This window comes from Phocaeicola sp. RTP21359st1_B8_RTP21360_211022, assembly GCF_040911965.1.
Classification (GTDB): domain Bacteria; phylum Bacteroidota; class Bacteroidia; order Bacteroidales; family Bacteroidaceae; genus Phocaeicola; species Phocaeicola vulgatus.
Genome location: NZ_JBDFXP010000012.1, coordinates 1 through 19,622 on the forward strand (window position 1 = coordinate 1; position 19,622 = coordinate 19,622).

The following is a 19,622-nucleotide window of genomic DNA, read 5'->3' on the forward strand; positions in this document are numbered from 1 at the left end:
TCTGACTGAGCGAAGTTAGGACTTGCCCGATTTTTTTGCAAACACAAAAAAAGGCCGTCTCATTTTGAGACAGCCTCGATTTTTTCAAAGTGATGAAAGAAGGGGCCATTCAGTATGCGGCCCCTCTTCCGTTTTTGGATTTGGTTTGTGTGGGAACGGCTACACAGACAGAGGTAGAGGAACAGGTTGACTTGATGTATTCCTTGATTCATCAGCAAGTCGATGCTATCGTATTGGTTCCTATAGATTCAAAAGCCTTAGTTCAGCCTGTAGTAGAGGCTGTCAGGAAAGGAGTTCCGGTAATCAATATTGATATCCGGTTGGATACTCAGCTATTGGAGCAGGCAGGAGTAGAAGTGGCTTTTGTGGGACCGGATAATTTTGCAGCTGCGTATGAAGTGGGTAAATTATTGGATAAGAAGTTGCGGAATGAAGATAAAGTTGCTATTATTGAAGGATTGGCGGCAGCCGATAATGCGCAGCAGCGTAAAAGAGGTTTTATCAAGGCGATAGAAGAAAAAGGGTTAAGATTGGTGGCATCCGAACCGGCCGACTGGGAAACGGAGAAAGCCGCCGAAGTTTTTCAGGCTATGTGGATGCGGTATCCTGATTTGAAAGCTGTATATTGCAGCAATGATGCGATGGCGTTGGGGGTTCTTCAGCAGATGCAAGAAAAAAATTGCTATCTGCCTGTAGTGGGCTTTGATAATGATGCGGTGATGAAAGAATTTCTTTCTACGGGAAAACTGGTTGCAACAGCTGATATTTTCAGCTCACAGATGGCTGTCCGGGGCATTGAGTTCGCTTTGGATGTATTGGAGGGAAAAATAGAGAATAGAGGGGTTCATTCTACAGCTTACGAAATTATTAAACAATGAGTTCGTAGGGAAACGGCCCATACTGAGATATGCACTTAAGGCACCGGCTGTTTAACTTCTTAATATTGCCGGCAATGAGCAATATTAAGAAGTATTCTTTTTACGAATGAAATATTTAGTGTAATTTTGTGGCTCAAAATAAATTAAATAGAATCATTATGGCAGCAAAACCAGGTATACCTAAAGGAACGAGAGATTTTTCGCCGGTGGAAATGGCGAAACGTAACTATATATTCAATACGATCCGTGATGTGTTTCATCTTTTCGGCTATCAGCAGATTGAAACTCCTTCTATGGAGAATTTGTCTACCTTGATGGGAAAATACGGTGACGAAGGGGATAAGTTATTGTTTAAGATACAGAACTCAGGTGATTATTTCAACGGCATTACCGATGAGGAATTGCTGAGCCGCAATGCGGTAAAGCTGGCGAGCAAGTTCTGTGAAAAAGGATTGCGCTACGATCTCACCGTACCTTTTGCCCGCTATGTGGTGATGCATCGTGATGAAATAAGTTTTCCTTTCAAACGTTATCAAATCCAACCGGTTTGGCGTGCGGATCGTCCCCAAAAAGGGCGTTACCGTGAGTTTTACCAATGTGACGCCGATGTGGTAGGCAGCAATTCTTTATTGAATGAAGTGGAGCTGGTACAGATGATAGACCGTGTATTTGGTAAATTCGGAGTACGTGTTTCAATTAAAATCAATAACCGTAAGATATTGACCGGTATTGCCGAGATTATCGGGGAGGCTGATAAAATTGTAGATATTACCGTAGCCATTGACAAACTGGATAAAATCGGATTGGAAAATGTAAATGCGGAATTGGCTTCTAAAGGGATTCCTCAAGAGGCTATTGATAAATTGCAGCCGATTATTTTATTGAGTGGAAGCAATGAAGAGAAATTGGAAACTTTGAAGACTGTCCTTGCTACCAGTGAAGCGGGATTGAAGGGAGTGGAAGAAAGTGAATTCATATTAAAAACCGTGTCTGCACTGGGTGTGAAGAGTGAAGTGGAATTGGATTTGACTTTGGCTCGCGGCTTGAATTATTATACAGGAGCAATTTTTGAAGTGAAGGCCTTGGATGTGCAGATTGGCAGCATCAGTGGTGGTGGCCGTTATGATAATCTGACCGGTGTCTTTGGTATGGATGGTATGTCTGGTGTAGGTATCTCTTTTGGAGCCGACCGTATTTTTGATGTGTTGAATCAGTTGGATTTGTATCCGAAAGAAGCGGTGAACGGAACCGAGCTGTTGTTTGTAAACTTCGGCGATAAAGAGGCTGCTTATTGTCTGCCTATCCTGACAAAAGTCCGTGAAGCAGGGGTGCGCGCTGAAATTTATCCGGATGCTTCTAAAATGAAGAAGCAGATGGGATATGCCAATGACAAGCAGATTCCTTTTGTCGCTATTGTTGGTGAAAATGAAATGAACGAAGGGAAACTGACTTTGAAGAATATGACTACAGGCGAGCAGTCACTGGTTACACCGGATGAGCTGCTGGCGGTGGTGAAAGCTTGATGTTTACTAATTATCTGCAATCATACCATAAAAGCTTCATTGATGGATGATTGCATCACATGGGAATGCCCGATAACGTTTGCTTTATACGTTATTTGTATTGAAATATAAATGCTGGATTACCTATGTGGATAATCAGATTGTTTTTTCTTCCGTCACTACATCTTACTGATTCTAAAAGAGATGTAGTGACGGAAATTTTTGTATCCCGCCGAAATGGTTTGTTCTCTTTTTTCCGCGTAGAGGCGACAAAGCGGAATGCCTGTTCTTGTCGTTGTTGGTTGTATTTCTTGTTTTAAGGATGAAAACTGATGGAGCTGACTTGAAATATGATTTTCTTTTGCGAGAGTCTGATATTATTCACTATATTTGTGGAATGCTAGCCTTATAAATTTAATCAGATGATAGAGGAAAATCAGTTGATATCCCATTTGTATCAAAATAGGGATAATGGTCAATGGATGATACAAACCAATGATGAACATCAAAAGGGGGTTGCTGATATGGCGGCATCCTTCGCCGGGCAGTTCGGACTTCCTTCTTGGGGGCGTGCGCTCGGCCTACTTCATGACAAAGGAAAGGAACGGGCGGCATTCCAGCAATACATACGCAAGATGAATGGTTTGCCTACGAGTGACAAGAAGCGCTATGATGATCATACCCATGCTTTTGTGGGTGGAATATTGGCAAAAGAACTTATGGGAAAGGATGTTTCCCATCTTCTTGTAAACCAAATTATTTCTCATCACACGGGGTTACATGATTTCGGGGATGTGGAAAACATATTGAAAGAGAGGCTATTGTCCAAAGAAATAAACGAGGGTGACATTAGCATAAACAAACCTTTATTATTCCAAGAATTTATTGATTCACCTTTTTCTAAATCAAAGGTTGAATGGAAACACTTTCATCACCTTTCCCGTATGCTTTTTTCCTGTCTTGTAGATGCCGACCGGCTCGATACAGAACGGTTTATGGATGTAGAGTCATGGCGGAAGCGGGGAAATTCGGCTACGCTTGCCGATTTGCTTCCACAGCTGGAGGCATATATGCAAAAACTGCAATCGAATGCAGCTGATACGAAAGTGAACCGCATCCGCCAGCAAGTGAAAGAACAATGCAGTAGAACTTCTTCAAGCGAAAAAGGATTTTATAGTCTTACAGTTCCGACGGGAGGCGGTAAAACACTTTCTTCTTTGTTATGGGCCATGAAGCATGCTGTAAGCCATTCAATGAATCGTATCATCATCGCCATCCCATATACCAGTATCATTGTGCAAACGGCAGGGCTTTTGAAGGAAATCTTTGGTGAAGAAAATGTATTGGAGCATCATAGTAATTTCGACCCCGATGATATTAAGGACGAGGAAAATAGGGAAAAAGCAAAATTGGCTACAGAGAATTGGGACTATCCCATTATTGTCACTACCAATGTACAGCTTTTTGAATCTATGTTTAGCAATAAAACATCTGATTGCCGCAAACTGCACAACATGGCAAATTCAATTCTTGTTTTGGATGAGGTTCAGATGTTGCCAACCGGCTTCTTGCGGCCGATAGTCGATGCGCTGAAAGCGTATCAGGAAATGTTCGGGGTTTCGGTATTGTTTACCACGGCAAGCCAGCCGGTACTGAGTGGTCTGATAGAAGGAACAAATCCTAAAGCTGATTTTAAGGGAATAGAACATATCAAGGAAATTATTCCGGAAGAATTTGCTTTGCATGACCAGCTTCGCCGTGTGAAGTTGTCAATCGATGATACAGGAAAAACATACGATGAGATAGCTGCAAAGGTGTCTGAATATAATAAGGTGTTGTGCATAGTGAACACTCGTAAAGATGCCAAAGAGCTGTATGACCGTTTGCCCAATGACGGAGTGAAATTGCATTTGTCTAGAATGATGTGCCCTGCCCACTTACACGAAACTATTGGTAAAATAAAAACTTTATTGAAGGATGAGTCGCAGCCGATTGTCAGGGTCATTGCAACCCAGCTTGTGGAGGCCGGTGTGGATATAGACTTTCCGGTTGTGTTCCGTCAAGAAGCAGGACTCGATTCTGTATTGCAAGCAGCGGGACGGTGCAATCGGGAAGGACGAAGTGCCATGGGACATACATTTGTGTTCAGTCTGGCGGCAGAGAAGCGAAAGCTCTTCGGTTCAATGGCTGACTCCAACAATGCTCGGTTGAATTTGCCGGAAGATAGTGATTGGTTTGCTCCTTCTACCATGAAAGCCTATTTTTGTCAATTGTATAGCAGAAAACAAACATTTGATGAAAAGGATATAAAGCACTGGCTCTACAAACCTACTGAGCTATGTTTTGAAACTGCATCAAAAGAATTTCGCCTGATTGATGATACAAGTATAAATGTTATCGTAAATTGGGAAAACAGCATGGAACTTATAGAGCAGTTGAAAGAATCGGGGTGTACCTACTCGTTGGTGAAGCAATTGGCGAAATTTACTGTAGGCATCCGTTCCTATGATTTTAAGCAACTGAAAGGCTATGGGCTTGTCGAAGAAATATTGGAAGGAATATATGTATTGGCAGACAGGTCTCAGTATAATAAAACCACAGGTCTCAGCCTTGATAACCATTGGCTGGAGGAAGTATTAATGATATAAAGAAACGGATATGACAAAGAAAGAAACATTGAAATTGTTTGAAGAACGTAAAGTCCGCACCGTGTGGGATGATGAAAAGGAAAAATGGTATTTTTCGATAGTTGATGTGGTGTCAGTTTTAACAGACAGTGTTGATGCAACTGCTTATTGGCGTAAGTTAAAGCAAAGACTTAAAGAAGAGGGAAATGAAACCGTGACAAATTGTCACGGTTTGAAAATGAAAGCCACAGACGGTAAGATGCGACTTACAGATGTGGCTGATACAGAACAACTACTACGTATCATTCAGTCTATCCCATCTCCCAAGGCAGAACCGTTCAAGCAATGGATGGCACATGTAGCATCCGAACGTCTTGATCAGATGCAAGACCCTGAGTTGAGTATTGAGCAAGCTATGATGGACTACAAGCGACTTGGTTATTCTGACAACTGGATAAACCAACGCTTGAAGAGCATTGAAATCCGTAAAGATCTTACAGATCAATGGAAACTACATAATGTAGAGGAAGGTGTTCAATATGCTACTCTTACAGACATTATCTATCAGCAATGGACCGGAAAGTCGGCAAAGGAGTACAAACAGTTCAAGGGCTTGAAGAAAGAAAATCTCCGGGACAATATGACCAATGAAGAATTGGTTCTTAATATGCTGGCCGAACTCTCTACGACAAGTATTACTAAAGCTAAAAATCCTCAGACATTGGGTGAAAATATGCAGTGTGCGGCTGACGGTGGTGATGTGGCTCGTGTGGCACGCGAACAGTTGGAGCAAAAAACCGGTCGTGAAGTGGTAACTCCCTTGTCGGCAAAAAGGTTTTTTGAAGGTCAGAAGCCGGAAGATTTATTGGAAAACAAGGAAAACGATGAATGATATGGAATATACAGATAAAGAATATTGTCTGGAGGTGTGGGGCGATTGGGCTTGTTTCACTCGTCCGGAGTTGAAAGTAGAGCGTGTAAGTTATGATGTCATTACGCCATCGGCGGCACGCGCCATCTTTGAAGCGATACTGTTTAAACGTTATGCCATGCGTTGGCAGATAACCAAGATTGAGGTATTCAGGCCTATTAAATGGGCTACCATTAGACGGAATGAAGTTGGAGCGGTGGTAAATTCCAGCATGAAACCAATTTATATAGATGATGGAAAGACACGCCAGCAGAAGAACACGTTGCTTCTGCTGGATGTGCGTTACCGAATTTATGCTAAGTTAGTATTTATTCCGGTAAAAGACCGTCCGAAAGAGGCTTTTGCCAAGCATCAGCCAAGTGCCGACGAGAATCCTATGAAGTATTATCAGATGTTCGAACGCAGGGCATCACAAGGGCAATGTTTTACGCAGCCCTATCTCGGATGTCGTGAGTTTTCTGCAAACTGGAAGTATATTGAAAGTACTGATAATCTTGATTATCCCTTAGCCGAAGACAGGGATTTCGGCATTATGCTTTATGATATGGACTTTGAGGAAAATCCACAAAAACCGAATGCTATGTTTTATAGAGCCCAAATGAAAAAGGGAGTGATTGTTGTACCGGATAAAGATAGTGAGGAGGTGTTGAGATGATACTGAAAGCATTATATGATTACTATCATCGAAGTGGAGATGATGTGGCCCCTTTTGGTTTAGAATACAAAGAGATTGGATTTATTATTGTTATTGATAGATGTGGAAAATTTCTGCGCTTTGAAGACAGGCGCATAGATAAGAAGTCGGCACAGCAGTTTCTTGTTAAGAAAAGTGTTAGCCGGTCAAGTGCCCCTGTTGCAAACTATTTGTATGACAATTGTAAATATGTATTTGGTTATTCCGATAAGGGGGATATGGAAAAGATACGTAAGTACTTTGAAGTATTTAAGGCGAAAGTAAAAGATATATATGATGCTTTTCCGGATAATGAGGACATAAAAGCTGTTTATGCATTTTATCAGCAAGACCATTCTTTTATAGTTGGGGCTATGCAGAAAGATTCTTTATGGGATGATATAGCCAAAAATCTTAATAAGAAATATTCTACCTTTTCTTTCCTTATAGAAGGGGATACGAAAATAGTGGCTTCGAAAAGGGAATTGATAAATTTGTTTGACGAGAATCATGGCGTGGCAGGAAATCTTTGTTTGATAACAGGGAGATATTCAAAAGTTGTAGAGATTACAACTGCTACAAAGATACTTGGAAGCCAAGAAACAGCTAAACTAGTTGCATTTCAAGTTAATTCCGGGTATGATTCGTATGGGAAATCTAAAGGATACAATGCTCCAATATCAGAAGAAGCTGAATTTGCATATACAACCGCATTGAATCATTTGCTGCGTTCGGATTCTCACAATAAGTTTATGGTGGGCTCACGTACTTATCTTTTCTGGGCTTCCTCCAATAGCGAGGCTTCAAAAGAGTCCGAAAATAGTCTATTTTCTTTGTTGGGGCGGATTGAAGAAGAAAATGACGACTCAAACAGGCGCATAAAGTTAGTATATGATACTTTCCAGTCTATCTATAACGGAAAATTATCGGCAAACGATGATGACAAATTCTTCATTTTGGGTTTGGCTCCCAATTCGGCAAGAATTGCGGTAGTATATTGGAATGAGATGCCTTTGCGTGAATTTGCAGGTTTGATAAGTAAACATTTTACGGATATGGAGATGGTTGACACTCGCAAAGATAAGAAGCCGTACGTGGGACTGCATTCCATTCTTGGAAATGTTACTCTTGGAGGAAAGTCAAGTGATGCGACTCCCAATCTTCCTGATGCTGTGGTGAGAAGCATATTTCAAGGGTTGCCGTATCCGGCTTCTCTCTTTCAAGCATGTATTCGTCGCATACGTGCAGAACAATCCGTCAATATAGTGCGTGCTGCTATCATCAAGGCATATCTCAACAGACTAAACGAAAATAACAACCATAAAAAATTAGATGTTATGTTAGACAAAGAAAATCAAAATCAAGGGTATCTTTGTGGAAGGCTATTTGCCGTACTTGACAAGATACAGGAGGATGCCAATGGTATTCATTCCATTCGAGAACGCTATATGAATGCTGCATCAGCAACTCCTTCCATGGTTTTTGCCACGGTGCTCAATCTTTCTACTCATCATATAGAGAAGTTGAATCCGGGTGGACAAGTGTTCTATGAGAAGCTGAAACAGGAAATTATATCCAAACTTGATGCAAAAGGATTTCCTCCACATCTTAACCTGCAAGATCAAGGACGGTTCTTTGTGGGATATTATCACCAACGTCAAGACCTTTTTATGAGTAAGGAAAATAAAGAAATGGAATAATAATTTTAAAAATATAAAGTTATGTCAGAACTAAAGAATAGAATTGATTTCGTTTACATATTTGATGTAAAAGATGGTAACCCAAATGGTGATCCGGATGCGGGTAATCTACCACGTGTGGATGCCGAAACAGGTATGGGACTTGTTACGGATGTCTGCTTGAAACGCAAGGTTCGTAATTATGTACAAATAGCAAAAGGGCTTGTGAATGGCTTTGATATATTTATCAAAGAGAAGGCAGTCCTGAATACTTTGATTGATAATGCACATGATGATTCAGAAGTAAAAAATGCAAAGGACAAAATAGAAGCAGCACGTCGTTTTATGTGTAATAATTACTTCGATATCAGAACATTTGGTGCAGTTATGTCAACAGGTAAAAATGCGGGTCAAGTTCGTGGTCCTATCCAGTTCACCTTTGCTCGTTCTATAGATCCAATTGCTGTAGCGGAACATTCTATAACTCGTATGGCAGTAGCAACAGAGAAAGAAGCGGAAAAACAAGATGGTGGCAATCGTACAATGGGACGTAAAGCCACCATTCCTTATGGCCTCTATGTCTGTCACGGCTTCATCTCCGCCAACTTAGCACAACAGACAGGATTTTCTGAAGAAGACCTTGAACTATTTTGGGAAGCTTTAAAGAACATGTTCGATGTGGATCGTTCGGCGGCACGTGGATTGATGAGTGCTCAAAAACTGATAGTCTTCAAGCATGACTCCATATTGGGTAATGCTCCCGCCAACAAGTTGTTTGAATTGGTAAAAGTGGAGAAAGTCTGCGATGGAGCACCACGCTCATTCATCGACTATTCAGTTACTATAGATAAGGAGAATGCTCCATCAAATGTAACTATTGAGGAACTGATATAATTCCATCGTATGTACAATGAAGACGATATGCTTATGTTGTCGGGGATTCAGCACTTTAGGTGCTGTCCCCGGCAATGGGCTTTGATACACATTGAGCAGCAATGGAACGATAATCGTCTCACCATCGAAGGACAGATTCTGCACAAGCATGTAGATGATCCGTTTTATAGACAAAAGTGTGGTGACCAGATAACATTACGTGCGGTGAATATCGCTTCGCGTGAACTTGGACTCTATGGAATCTCTGATGCCATAGAGTTACTTCCTTCCTCATCTTTTGAAAATACGATTTTGCATCCCAACTATCCGGGGCGATGGCAACCGGTTGCTGTGGAGTATAAGCATGGCAAACCGAAAAGAAACGAAGTGGATGAAGTGCAGTTGGCAGCACAAATCATGTGTATAGAAGAAATGTATGCTATCCATATACCATACGGCTCTTTCTTTTATGGGGAGCTTCGCCATCGGGTTAATGTGGATATAACGGAGGAGCTGCGAAATATAGTCAGACAATGTGCCCGGGATATGCACGATATATTTAGTAAAGCGGTTATCCCGAAGGCTGAATATGGGAAACATTGTGACAAGTGCTCGCTGAAAGATATCTGCATGCCGGAAATGGTAAATAATTGTACTTCGGTAGATAATTACCTTACTAAAAATCTGTACCTATGAGAAAACTATTGAATACTTTGTATGTGACGACACCGGAAGCGTATCTTAGTAAGGATGGGCTGAATGTCGTTATATCTGTTCAGCAGGAGGAGGTGTTTCGTATTCCTGTCATAAATATAGAGGGCATCGTTACGTTCGGATATATGGGCGCAAGTCCCGGTGTGATGAAATTGTGTAGTGACAATGGTATATCACTCACATTTCTTTCTCCACAAGGCAGATTTATCAGCAGGGTTCAAGGTGCTACGAAAGGGAATGTTCTGTTACGCAAAAAGCAGTACCAATTGTCGGACGATGCATCTTGGTCGTTGCATGTGGTTAGGTTGATGATTGGTGGTAAGATTCAAAACTATCGCAATATATTGAGGAGATATATTCGTGATTATGGTGAGAATGAAGACATTAATAGGGCGGTGCAAGTATTGGAACGTGCCAAGCGTGATGCTTTGAAGGCTCAAGATAAGACGGAATTAATTGGTTATGAGGGGATGGCTTCGAATGCCTATTTTGAGGTATTGCCAATCTTGATACTTAATCAGAAGACTGATTTCCCATTTCATGGTCGCAATCGTCGTCCTCCCAAGGATGCGGTGAATGCCATGTTGTCTTTTGCATATACGTTGATAGCCAATGATGTTGCGGCCGCTCTCGAAACTGTTGGCCTTGATCCATACGTCGGGTTTCTCCATACACTCCGTCCGGGGCGCACATCGTTGGCCTTAGATATGATGGAAGAGTTACGTGCTTACCTTGGCGACCGTTTTATTTTGTCGTTGATTAATAAAAGACAGATTTCAGTAAAAGACTTCTTGTTCCAAGGTGATAATGGGGTTGTTATGACAGATAAAGGGAAAAAGACTTTTATTACTGCATGGCAGGCAAGGAAAAGGGAAGTGATAATTCATCCTTATCTTAATGAAAAAGTTGAAATAGGGCTTCTGCCTTATGTGCAGGCTATGTTAATGGCAAGGTATATCAGGCAGGATATTGACGATTATCCGGTATTTCTTATAAAATGATTTTTAATTATGTACATTCTTGTGACTTACGATGTGGATACTACAAGCAAAGAGGGGGCTCGCCGTTTACGATGTGTGGCCAAGGCTTGTCTGGATTATGGACAGAGGGTGCAGAACTCAGTCTTTGAGTGTGTAGTGACGGAAGCGCAATATTCTCTTCTAAAAGGGAGAGTTAGGGATATTATTGATATGTCTCTTGATAGTGTTCGTTTTTATATTCTTAGTAAAAATGAGAATAAGAGGGTGGAAGTAATAGGTGTTGAAACGGCGTATAAACTTGAGGAGGCTCTTATAATATAATGCGAATGTGGTGTGTTACAAAAAAAGTAGTATCTTCGCATGTGTTAATAATCAGTAGATTAAATTATTTGTAAAGTATTTCTTCGTTATGAAGTTGAATAATAATGATGATTCGCATAACAGTGGATTAAATTTGCTGATTTATAATATGTTATTAGATATAGGGTCACACCCTGCGTGGGTGTGTGGATTGAAACATAAGATTCAACATCTTTCTGTGTATGTTTAGAAGTCACACCCTGCGTGGGTGTGTGGATTGAAACGTGCTAAAATACCGAAGCGGAACGCTTCTCTAAGTCACACCCTGCGTGGGTGTGTGGATTGAAACACAAACTCGGACGAAGTCTCAGCGGTATTACGACGTCACACCCTGCGTGGGTGTGTGGATTGAAACCTATGAATTGCGTAATGCTGTAGATTATGGTACTGTCACACCCTGCGTGGGTGTGTGGATTGAAACTTTGCGTTTGCCAATGGTATATACCATGAGCAGGAGTCACACCCTGCGTGGGTGTGTGGATTGAAACATTATAGGGATTATAGATTGGTGGACGTCAGATTTGTCACACCCTGCGTGGGTGTGTGGATTGAAACTCAACAGGTATGTCCTTATAAAGCAGGTTACTGATGTCACACCCTGCGTGGGTGTGTGGATTGAAACCCTTTATCAATGTCACGGCAATAACCGGCAATAGTCACACCCTGCGTGGGTGTGTGGATTGAAACAGTATCTCCCTACAGTACGGACTTGGAGGGATGGTCACACCCTGCGTGGGTGTGTGGATTGAAACACGATCTACTTTGTTAGCATTTTTAACTTCTTCGTCACACCCTGCGTGGGTGTGTGGATTGAAACTCATAACTATAATATTGATGTTACATCGTCTATGTCACACCCTGCGTGGGTGTGTGGATTGAAACCAAATCATAGGCATTGCTTAATGTCCAAAGTATAGTCACACCCTGCGTGGGTGTGTGGATTGAAACAGATTTTGTCAGTGTAAAGTAAGCGGTAATGGCAGTCACACCCTGCGTGGGTGTGTGGATTGAAACTTGTATCAATTGGTCCCCTACATATTTCCGCAAAGTCACACCCTGCGTGGGTGTGTGGATTGAAACATCGAATAGCGTCCAAACGGGGTGGCCGATTTCGTCACACCCTGCGTGGGTGTATATGGATTGAAGCATTGTTCACTCGTTGGTCAAGTTTATGGAAGAATTGTAAGCATTCGGCCTCTTGTGTATTTCTCTTCAAGCTGTTATAAAGTCAAAAGCCAAACGAAGTACGTTAGGCTTTTGACTTTGTTATGACTGGAAAAAACACGCACAATCCCGGATGCTTATCTTTTGTCTGTCTTCTTTTGTGGTTTCACCTAGGTGACAATACATTGGCATCTAAGTGGAGAGGCGTAGTCACCCAAGTGATACGCTTGCTTCACCTTGGTGAAACTATAAATTCAACTAAGTGTTCCAAAGCAAATATATTATATTTTTACTATACTATCCCTTGTTGTTTATTTGTTATATTGTTGGTTATTAATGTGCTATTATCTGCTTGTATCGATTGTTTTTTCTTGTCTTTATAAGATATATTAAAACATAAACTAACATGAAAATTGGTATAATTGACCTTTGTAAACAAATAGAAGATCCTAGTATGAACCGCAAGAAAGTCCATAAAATGGAAACTAGTATCTATATATCCATTGCTGCTGTAATCTGTGAGGTCCAGTCCTGGAATGAAATTGAGGAATTTGGCAATTCGAAAATTGCTTTTTTCAAGAGTCGCATACCCGGCCTGGAGTTCATCCCCAGTCATGATACTTTTAACAGATTCTTCAGTATGATAAAGTCCGATTATTTTGAGTTGATCTTCCGTAATTGGGTAAAACGAGTCTGTCTGGAGGTGAAAGGCGTTGTAGCTATAGATGGCAAGCTCATGCGTGGTCCAAGCCAATGTGATGGAGAACATACTAGGGGAAAAGAAGGATTCAAATTATGGATGGTTTCCGCCTGGTCTGCCGCTAATGGAATTTCTTTAGGTCAGGTGAAAGTAGATGACAAAAACAATGAGATTACAGCTATTCCTTTGTTAATTAACTCTTTGGAACTAAGTGGTTGTATTGTTACAATTGACGCGATGGGGTGCCAGAAAGATATAACCCAGACCATTATTGAGCATGATGCAAATTATATTATCGCTATAAAGGAGAATAAGAAAAAAATTATCAACCGGCTAAACAAATCATTGACTATTATCAGGATAGAGATGAAATAATCAATAGAGTCATCAGGCATGTGTCGGAAAATGCCGGACATGGAAGGATTGAGAAAAGAACCTGTACTGTAGTCAGTTATGGATCTATAATGGAGAAAATGTTCAAGAAGAAACTTGTGGGGTTGAAGTCTGTTGTAAGGATAAAGTCGGAAAGAACAATAGTCGCAACAGGGGAATATACTCAAGAGGTCAGATACTATGTAACTTCACTTGATAATACCCGACCTGAGAAGATTGCATCTGCCATCAGGCAGCATTGGTCTATTGGGAATAATCTTCATTGGCAACTGGATGTTACCTTTCGAGAAGACTACAGTAAAAAGGTGAAAAATGCTGCCGGAAACTTTTCGGTGGCAACAAAGATGGCGCTTACCACACTTAAGAATGAGAAAACAACAAAAGGAAGTATGAATCTGAAAAGACTAAATAAGTTTTTGTAACTGAAGTAAATAGATACAGGACACATCAAGAAGGAAAATCTATGAGCCTTCAGAAACAATGGTAAAAAGACACATACATACCGGTTAAGGGGAATTACGGAACCTTTTACACCACAAACCTTTGAAGATAAATGGTTTGTGGTGATGGAAACAAAAAAGAACAGATGTCTTTTTAATACGCTATCTTATCCAATATCCCGTTCAAGTGTGCAATAGCCACTCCATAATTAGTCATGGGAATCTGTTGCTTACGGGCATTATCAATCCGGTTTAGTACATATTTGCGATTGAACATGCAGGCTCCGCAATGAATGATTAAGTGATAGGGTGTCAAATCCTCCGGAAAGTCTGTACCTGCAACGATATCTATTTGCAACTCTTCACCTATCTTTTTACGCAACATACGTGGAAGCTTTACTCTGCCTATGTCCTCGGTGGCAGGGGCATGAGTGCAGGCTTCTGCTATCAATACCCGTGATTGTGGGGTGAGGCGGTCTATGGCTGAGGCTCCTTCCATATAATAGAGTATATCCCCTTTATATCCTGCCATCAGAACGGAAAAAGAGGTGAGAAGGCTTTCTGCCGGTTTTTGCTCATAAACGGCATGAAAAACTTGGGAGTCGGTTATGATTAGTTTCGGAGGATAGGACAGAGCCTGCAAAGTGGCGGCTATTTTATCGGTTGTACAGCTCATTACCAGACATTTTTTGTCCAATAATTCGCGCATCGTCTGTACTTGTGGAAGAATAAGTCGGCCTTTGGGAGCCTGTATGTCTTGTGGCATGACTAAGAGCACTAAATCTCCTTCTTTAACCAGATCTCCGGTAATGGTCTGTTGTCCGAAATCTGCCGGTAACTTTTCCAGAATAGCTTGAAGTATTTTCTCTATGCCCGTCTGTTCTTTTGCGCTGATAATGAGAGGACTTTGACCGCATTCTTTTTCTATACGATCCCTTGTGGATGCTATGTCTTTTCGGATATCAGCTTTGTTCAGTATCAGGATAACCGGAATATTCCTTTTATTTAACTGCTCCATCCATTGTTTTTCATCCTCGCAATTGCCGTCTTCACAAAGAAGTAAGGCAATATCTGTCCGTTCGATGGCTTTCAACGTACGGGTTATGCGCATTTCTCCCAATTCCCCTTCATCATCAAATCCGGGAGTATCGATAAAGAGACAAGGACCGATATGTTGAATTTCCATCGCTTTGCTGACAGCATCTGTTGTTGTACCGGGAATATCCGATACAAGGGCGGTGTCTTGTCCGGTCAAGGCATTGATTAGAGAGGACTTGCCGCTATTGCGTTTTCCGAACAGGACGATATGTAGCCGGTTGGCAGCGGGAGTGTTGTTTAGACTCATATTTTATTGGGCTTGAATTAGGTTCATTATCTGTATTGAAAAGGTTGCTTGACGCATGAGCGGTTAGAATCTGAAATCTCGTTTCCCTTCTTCTATCTCTTTCAGATTACGAATTGCTATTTCTTTTATTTTCGGATTGGGAATATGTTCCAACTCTTTTTTTATCAGTTGGATTCCTTTGGCTCGTGTATCCGGTGCCGCATAATCTTCCAGATACTCTTTTAGTGTCATCAATGCATTGGGGGCGCAGCAGTTGGCGATTTGTCCCGATTTGACTAATGACATAAAACGGTCGCCTGTACGCCCTGCCCGATAACATGCTGTACAGAAACTGGGGATATGCCCCAAGTCGAGCAGCCAGTTCACTACCTCGTCCAAGGTACGGGTGTCACTGATGTCGAATTGTGCTGAGTTTTCTTCCGGTGTTTCCGGAATGGCATAACCGCCTACGCTGGTCCGGGAGCCTCCGCTGATTTGTGAGATTCCCAGGTTTAAGACTTTGCGTCGGGTTGCAGCCGATTCCCTTGTAGAGATAATCATACCTGTATAAGGAACAGCGATACGGATTACCGCCACAATTTTACAAAATATATCATCTGAAATGGCATCTGGGAAATCTTGCGTGGAGATATCATCTGCCGGACAGATGCGAGGAACACTGATGGTATGTGGTCCCACTCCGAAGGTAGCTTCCAGATGTTCGGCATGCATCAATAATCCTGTAAAGTCATAGCGGTAGGTATTCAGCCCGAATAAAACACCTAGTCCTACATCGTCAATTCCCGCTTCCATGGCACGGTCCATCGCTTCGGTATGATAAGCATATTTGCTTTTCGGACCGGTGGGATGCAGGGATTCGTAATTTTCTTTATGATAAGTTTCCTGGAACAGGATATAAGTGCCGATACCTGCGTCTTTCAGCTTGCGGTAGTTTTCCACGGTAGTGGCGGCAATGTTGACATTGACCCGGCGGATAGCCCCATTTTTATGTTTGATGCTATAAATGGTTTGGATAGATTCCAGTATGTACTCAATAGGATTCCGCAACGGATCTTCTCCTGCTTCCAGTGCCAGGCGTTTGTGTCCCATGTCTTGCAAGGCAATTACCTCCTTACGTATCTCTTCTTGTGTCAGCTTTTTGCGTGCTATGGTCTTGTTCTTCAAATGATAAGGGCAGTAGACGCATCCGTTCACACAATAATTGGAAAGATATAGAGGGGCGAACATTACAATACGGTTGCCGTAAAACTTATGTTTGATTTCCTGTGCCAGCCGGAAAATGCGTTCTGTTAGATCCGGTTGGTCGCATTCCAGCAGTAATGCTGCCTCACGATGGGACAGTCCTTTGAATTGAGCAGCTTTGTCAATCAGTTGCTCTATCAGGGCACGATTGCTTTTGTTGTTGTGAGCATACTCCAAGGTATCCAGTATCTCTTGATGGTCTATGAATTCTTCTGCTATTTTAGAATCTGCTTTATACATGTTTGTTAGGGGTTAGTGATAGTCACCTCTATCTGTCGATATCCGGTAACCGATTGTTTCCAGTTGTTGTGCCAAAGCTCGTAAACCTTCGGCTGCTTCGGCACCGAAGGCGGCTTTGTTATCATACAAGGTGTATTTTTCTCTTTGCTCCCTGGGGGAGAGATTGGGCATCACTACATTAGCTCCTGCCAATATTCCTTTTTCCCGTCCGTCCGGTGACAAGGTGGCAAGGGCGGTGGTCGATGGAATCAGGGCGGACGGGTGCATTAACCGGAAAAGGGATAATAGCTTGAGGGTCATTCCTACACTTCCGGCCGGCTCTGTTCCGAATGGTGTGTCATGATGGGGGATAAATGGACCGATACCGATCATTTGGGGCTGGAATTGCTCTATGAATAACAGATCTTCCACCAGATGTGTCAGGGTTTGTCCCGGAGTGCCTACCATGATTCCTGTTCCGGTTTGATATCCAATTTCTTTTAGCCATTGCAGGCATTGGAGCCGATGCTTTAGTGACATCTCCTCAGGATGTAATTTCCTATAGTGTTCTTCGTTGTGTGTTTCGTGTCGGAGCAGATAACGGTTGGCTCCGGCACGGAAGAAACGTTCGTATGCTTCCCGTGATTTCTCTCCTAATGAAAGGGTGATGGCACAATCGGGGAATTCACAGTGGATGGCGGCAACGGTTTTTTCTATCCATTCATCTGTTAAGGCAGGGTCTTCACCGCCTTGCATCACGAAGGTGCGGAATCCGAGTGCATATCCTTCACGGCAACATTCCAAAATGGTTTCACGCTTTAATGCGTAACGGGTAATGGCGGTATTTCCTTTCCTTATTCCGCAATAATGACAGTTGTTACGACATCGGTTGCTCACCTCGATAAGTCCGCGGATAAATATCCCATTCCCGAAATGTGCCAAAGTGACTTCCCTGGCCTGTTGCTGTAAATACAGTAAAGTGCCGGTATCCTGACAGGAGAGGAGGTTGGCATATTCCTCACCTGTCAGGCTATGGTAGTGACGTAATTTGTCAATCAGTCGCTTCATGCATACCTTTAATATGTTTTTTTCTGTTTTGCCAGTTCCTGTACCAATTGGCGTTTTCCATTGTTGCTGCCGCTGTGCGTACTGGGTCCTGTGATACAACCACCCTCGCAGGCCATCACTTCGATGAATTGTCCGGGAGCTTTGCCCGATTTAGCGTAGGCGCGTAATGTTCCGATATTCTTCTTGTTTAAATCAGATACCTGTATGGCATTGATTTTGTCCGCTTCCATTTTCAGGAATGCCTTTACGGCTCCCATCACGCCGCCGGCTTGTGCGAATCCATGCGCTTCGCGAACGGAAGAGAATTCCATAGCGTATGGCTGTACAATCTCCAGGTTAATCTCGAAAGCATCGAAAATAGAGGAAATCTCTTCGAATGTCATCACAAAATCCACAGCCTCGTCACGTTGAGCTTCTTTACGTTTGGCTACACATGGTCCAACAAATACGATTTTTGCATCAGGATACTTCTCTTTGGCTATACGTGCGGCATAATACATAGGCGAGCCTGTGCCGGAAACGTATTTTTTCATATCGGGGATGTATTTGTTCACCAGCTCGATATAGGACGGGCAGCATGAGGTAGTCATGAATTTCTGTCCTTCTTCCAGTTTTTCTATCAGTTCATGCGCTTCATGTTCTACGGTGGACATGGCTCCTTGTGCTACTTCAATTATATCGGTGAAACCGATTTGTCTGAATGCACCATATACTTGTTCGATAGTTGTGCTGAATTGTCCCAAAATAGATGGCGCGACAATGGCTACCACTTGTTCTCCTTTACGGATGCGTTGCAGCACATCGAATGTCTGGGATATTTCAAATATGGCCCCGAAAGGACAGGCATTCATGCATTTACCGCAATAAATACATTTATTCTCATCAATATGCTCTATACCGTGTTCATCTTTGCTGATCGCTTTGACAGGACAAGATTCCTCGCAGGGAACGGGAATATAGACGATTGCGTGATAAGGGCAGCTTTTGTGGCAGATGCCGCAACTGATGCAGGTATCATGGTCGATCCATGCCTTGCCGGTGTCGGCATGTACATGTACGGCTCCTTTGGGACAATTGTACTGGCAACTGCGGGCGGTACATCCCCGGCATAAGTCGGTGATTTCATAATTGATCTGTACGCAGGCCGAGCATGCTTCGTCTATAACACACATAATGTTGTCTTTGGGCTTTCCATTGTTTGCACGTTCTATAGCACGTGCGGCATATTCGGATAGTGGAGTGAGCTCATCGGTTTCATCATCCATATCCAGCCCCAGTAGAGGAAGGGATTTGTATTTCCATACAGCGCGTTCTTTGTGTACGCAGCAACGCCCTGCATGTTTTGAACGTCGGGGGCTGAGTTCTAATGGTAGACGGTCTATTTTGTCTGTTGTCAGTTCTCCGTTTTTCCACAATTTTACAAGTTCTGTCAGTAATCTGTGGCGGACAATCATAATGTTGTTCGTAAATGCCATATAGTTAAAGGGGTTAATTATTAGGTTTTGCAAAGATAGTGATAGTTTGTGTCCTATGGAAATATTAAAAAAAGAAAAATCACATTTTTCTCTTTTTATATTCAGATTCGTTCTGTCGCTGTGGAATGTAGCCGACTGGTTTATATATGAATCTTTGTAGGTAAAAATAATAAATTTCGTAAAAGCAACTGATAATGGCAGGGGAAGAGGAAACCATTTTAGTGAAAGATATGTTATAGCTGTGCCAATTTGGCAGAATAAAACTGTCAATTTCTCCTTTTTCATGTTTGGCACGTTTTTCGCAAGATGTTTTGCGTCACTGCTTAAAGATGACGGATAATTGATATAATTAAAAGTAT

At 42.1% G+C, this 19,622-nt stretch carries 14 protein-coding genes, 1 pseudogene and 1 CRISPR repeat array; of the genes and pseudogenes, 11 read left to right on the top strand and 4 right to left on the bottom strand.

What is annotated here, in order from left to right; all coding sequences use genetic code 11:
- The first annotated feature begins 89 nt into the window (after window positions 1-89).
- The 11 genes and pseudogenes from AB5062_RS07935 to AB5062_RS07985 all read left to right on the top strand — a co-directional run bounded on the left by AB5062_RS07935 (window position 90) and on the right by AB5062_RS07985 (window position 13,896).
- Complete coding sequence (locus AB5062_RS07935; RefSeq protein WP_368326859.1) at window positions 90-878, top strand: substrate-binding domain-containing protein; 789 nt, start codon at window positions 90-92, stop codon at window positions 876-878.
- Window positions 879-1,036: 158 nt separating this feature from the next.
- Window positions 1,037-2,401, top strand: a complete 1,365-nt coding sequence (gene hisS, locus AB5062_RS07940) for a histidine--tRNA ligase (RefSeq protein ID WP_005842343.1) — start codon at window positions 1,037-1,039, stop codon at window positions 2,399-2,401.
- 401 nt (window positions 2,402-2,802) lie between these two features.
- The gene (locus AB5062_RS07945; protein ID WP_022508671.1) at window positions 2,803-5,028 is read left to right on the top strand and encodes a CRISPR-associated helicase/endonuclease Cas3; all 2,226 of its coding nucleotides are present in this window, start codon (window positions 2,803-2,805) and stop codon (window positions 5,026-5,028) included.
- 10 nt (window positions 5,029-5,038) lie between these two features.
- Window positions 5,039-5,899: a Bro-N domain-containing protein gene (locus AB5062_RS07950; protein ID WP_008667625.1), complete on the top strand. Its 861-nt coding sequence runs from the start codon at window positions 5,039-5,041 to the stop codon at window positions 5,897-5,899.
- Window position 5,900: 1 nt separating this feature from the next.
- The gene (gene cas5c, locus AB5062_RS07955; protein ID WP_032952707.1) at window positions 5,901-6,593 is read left to right on the top strand and encodes a type I-C CRISPR-associated protein Cas5c; all 693 of its coding nucleotides are present in this window, start codon (window positions 5,901-5,903) and stop codon (window positions 6,591-6,593) included.
- Complete coding sequence (cas8c, locus tag AB5062_RS07960; protein ID WP_118292476.1) at window positions 6,590-8,311, top strand: type I-C CRISPR-associated protein Cas8c/Csd1; 1,722 nt, start codon at window positions 6,590-6,592, stop codon at window positions 8,309-8,311. The genes cas5c and cas8c overlap by 4 nt, the downstream gene beginning before the upstream one ends.
- A 21-nt stretch (window positions 8,312-8,332) precedes the next feature.
- Window positions 8,333-9,184, top strand: coding sequence for a type I-C CRISPR-associated protein Cas7/Csd2 (gene cas7c / locus AB5062_RS07965; protein WP_022508673.1), 852 nt, complete (start codon window positions 8,333-8,335; stop codon window positions 9,182-9,184).
- Window positions 9,185-9,193: 9 nt separating this feature from the next.
- Window positions 9,194-9,859 (top strand): CRISPR-associated protein Cas4, encoded by a 666-nt coding sequence (gene cas4, locus AB5062_RS07970; RefSeq protein ID WP_057279325.1) that lies wholly within the window; start codon window positions 9,194-9,196, stop codon window positions 9,857-9,859.
- Complete coding sequence (gene cas1c / locus AB5062_RS07975; RefSeq protein WP_005852930.1) at window positions 9,856-10,878, top strand: type I-C CRISPR-associated endonuclease Cas1c; 1,023 nt, start codon at window positions 9,856-9,858, stop codon at window positions 10,876-10,878. Before cas4 ends, cas1c begins: the two co-directional genes overlap by 4 nt.
- 9 nt (window positions 10,879-10,887) lie before the next feature.
- A complete protein-coding gene (cas2, locus tag AB5062_RS07980) occupies window positions 10,888-11,178 on the top strand; it encodes a CRISPR-associated endonuclease Cas2 (protein WP_005852931.1) in 291 nt (96 codons plus the stop codon).
- Window positions 11,179-11,343: 165 nt separating this feature from the next.
- Window positions 11,344-12,362: a CRISPR direct-repeat array (repeat unit 32 nt; unit sequence GTCACACCCTGCGTGGGTGTGTGGATTGAAAC).
- A gap of 425 nt (window positions 12,363-12,787) precedes the next feature.
- A pseudogene (locus AB5062_RS07985) lies at window positions 12,788-13,896 on the top strand (ISAs1 family transposase).
- A 172-nt stretch (window positions 13,897-14,068) separates the two neighbouring features.
- On the opposite strand, the gene hydF reads toward AB5062_RS07985, so the two are convergent.
- From hydF to AB5062_RS08005, 4 genes are all read right to left on the bottom strand, one after another.
- On the bottom strand, window positions 14,069-15,259 hold the full coding sequence (gene hydF, locus AB5062_RS07990; RefSeq protein WP_022508244.1) for a [FeFe] hydrogenase H-cluster maturation GTPase HydF: 1,191 nt from the start codon (window positions 15,257-15,259) through the stop codon (window positions 14,069-14,071).
- 63 nt (window positions 15,260-15,322) lie between these two features.
- Window positions 15,323-16,741 carry a [FeFe] hydrogenase H-cluster radical SAM maturase HydG gene (gene hydG, locus AB5062_RS07995; RefSeq protein ID WP_005842339.1) on the bottom strand — a complete coding sequence of 473 codons (1,419 nt, stop codon included), beginning with the start codon at window positions 16,739-16,741 and terminating at the stop codon, window positions 15,323-15,325.
- A gap of 12 nt (window positions 16,742-16,753) precedes the next feature.
- Complete coding sequence (gene hydE, locus AB5062_RS08000; protein ID WP_005842336.1) at window positions 16,754-17,788, bottom strand: [FeFe] hydrogenase H-cluster radical SAM maturase HydE; 1,035 nt, start codon at window positions 17,786-17,788, stop codon at window positions 16,754-16,756.
- An 8-nt stretch (window positions 17,789-17,796) separates the two neighbouring features.
- Window positions 17,797-19,263: a 4Fe-4S dicluster domain-containing protein gene (locus tag AB5062_RS08005; RefSeq protein ID WP_032935130.1), complete on the bottom strand. Its 1,467-nt coding sequence runs from the start codon at window positions 19,261-19,263 to the stop codon at window positions 17,797-17,799.
- Window positions 19,264-19,622 lie beyond the last annotated feature (359 nt).

Excerpts from the sequence above, each read along its gene's own strand:
- cas7c (WP_022508673.1), top strand. The coding sequence starts at position 8,333 with ATGTCAGAACTAAAGAATAGAATTGATTTCGTTTACATATTTGATGTA.
- AB5062_RS08005 (WP_032935130.1), bottom strand. The coding sequence starts at position 19,263 with ATGGCATTTACGAACAACATTATGATTGTCCGCCACAGATTACTGACA.
- cas2 (WP_005852931.1), top strand. The coding sequence starts at position 10,888 with ATGTACATTCTTGTGACTTACGATGTGGATACTACAAGCAAAGAGGGG.
- hydE (WP_005842336.1), bottom strand. The coding sequence starts at position 17,788 with ATGAAGCGACTGATTGACAAATTACGTCACTACCATAGCCTGACAGGT.
- cas1c (WP_005852930.1), top strand. The coding sequence starts at position 9,856 with ATGAGAAAACTATTGAATACTTTGTATGTGACGACACCGGAAGCGTAT.
- cas5c (WP_032952707.1), top strand. The coding sequence starts at position 5,901 with ATGGAATATACAGATAAAGAATATTGTCTGGAGGTGTGGGGCGATTGG.
- cas4 (WP_057279325.1), top strand. The coding sequence starts at position 9,194 with ATGTACAATGAAGACGATATGCTTATGTTGTCGGGGATTCAGCACTTT.
- hydF (WP_022508244.1), bottom strand. The coding sequence starts at position 15,259 with ATGAGTCTAAACAACACTCCCGCTGCCAACCGGCTACATATCGTCCTG.
- AB5062_RS07950 (WP_008667625.1), top strand. The coding sequence starts at position 5,039 with ATGACAAAGAAAGAAACATTGAAATTGTTTGAAGAACGTAAAGTCCGC.
- hydG (WP_005842339.1), bottom strand. The coding sequence starts at position 16,741 with ATGTATAAAGCAGATTCTAAAATAGCAGAAGAATTCATAGACCATCAA.
- hisS (WP_005842343.1), top strand. The coding sequence starts at position 1,037 with ATGGCAGCAAAACCAGGTATACCTAAAGGAACGAGAGATTTTTCGCCG.
- cas8c (WP_118292476.1), top strand. The coding sequence starts at position 6,590 with ATGATACTGAAAGCATTATATGATTACTATCATCGAAGTGGAGATGAT.
- AB5062_RS07945 (WP_022508671.1), top strand. The coding sequence starts at position 2,803 with ATGATAGAGGAAAATCAGTTGATATCCCATTTGTATCAAAATAGGGAT.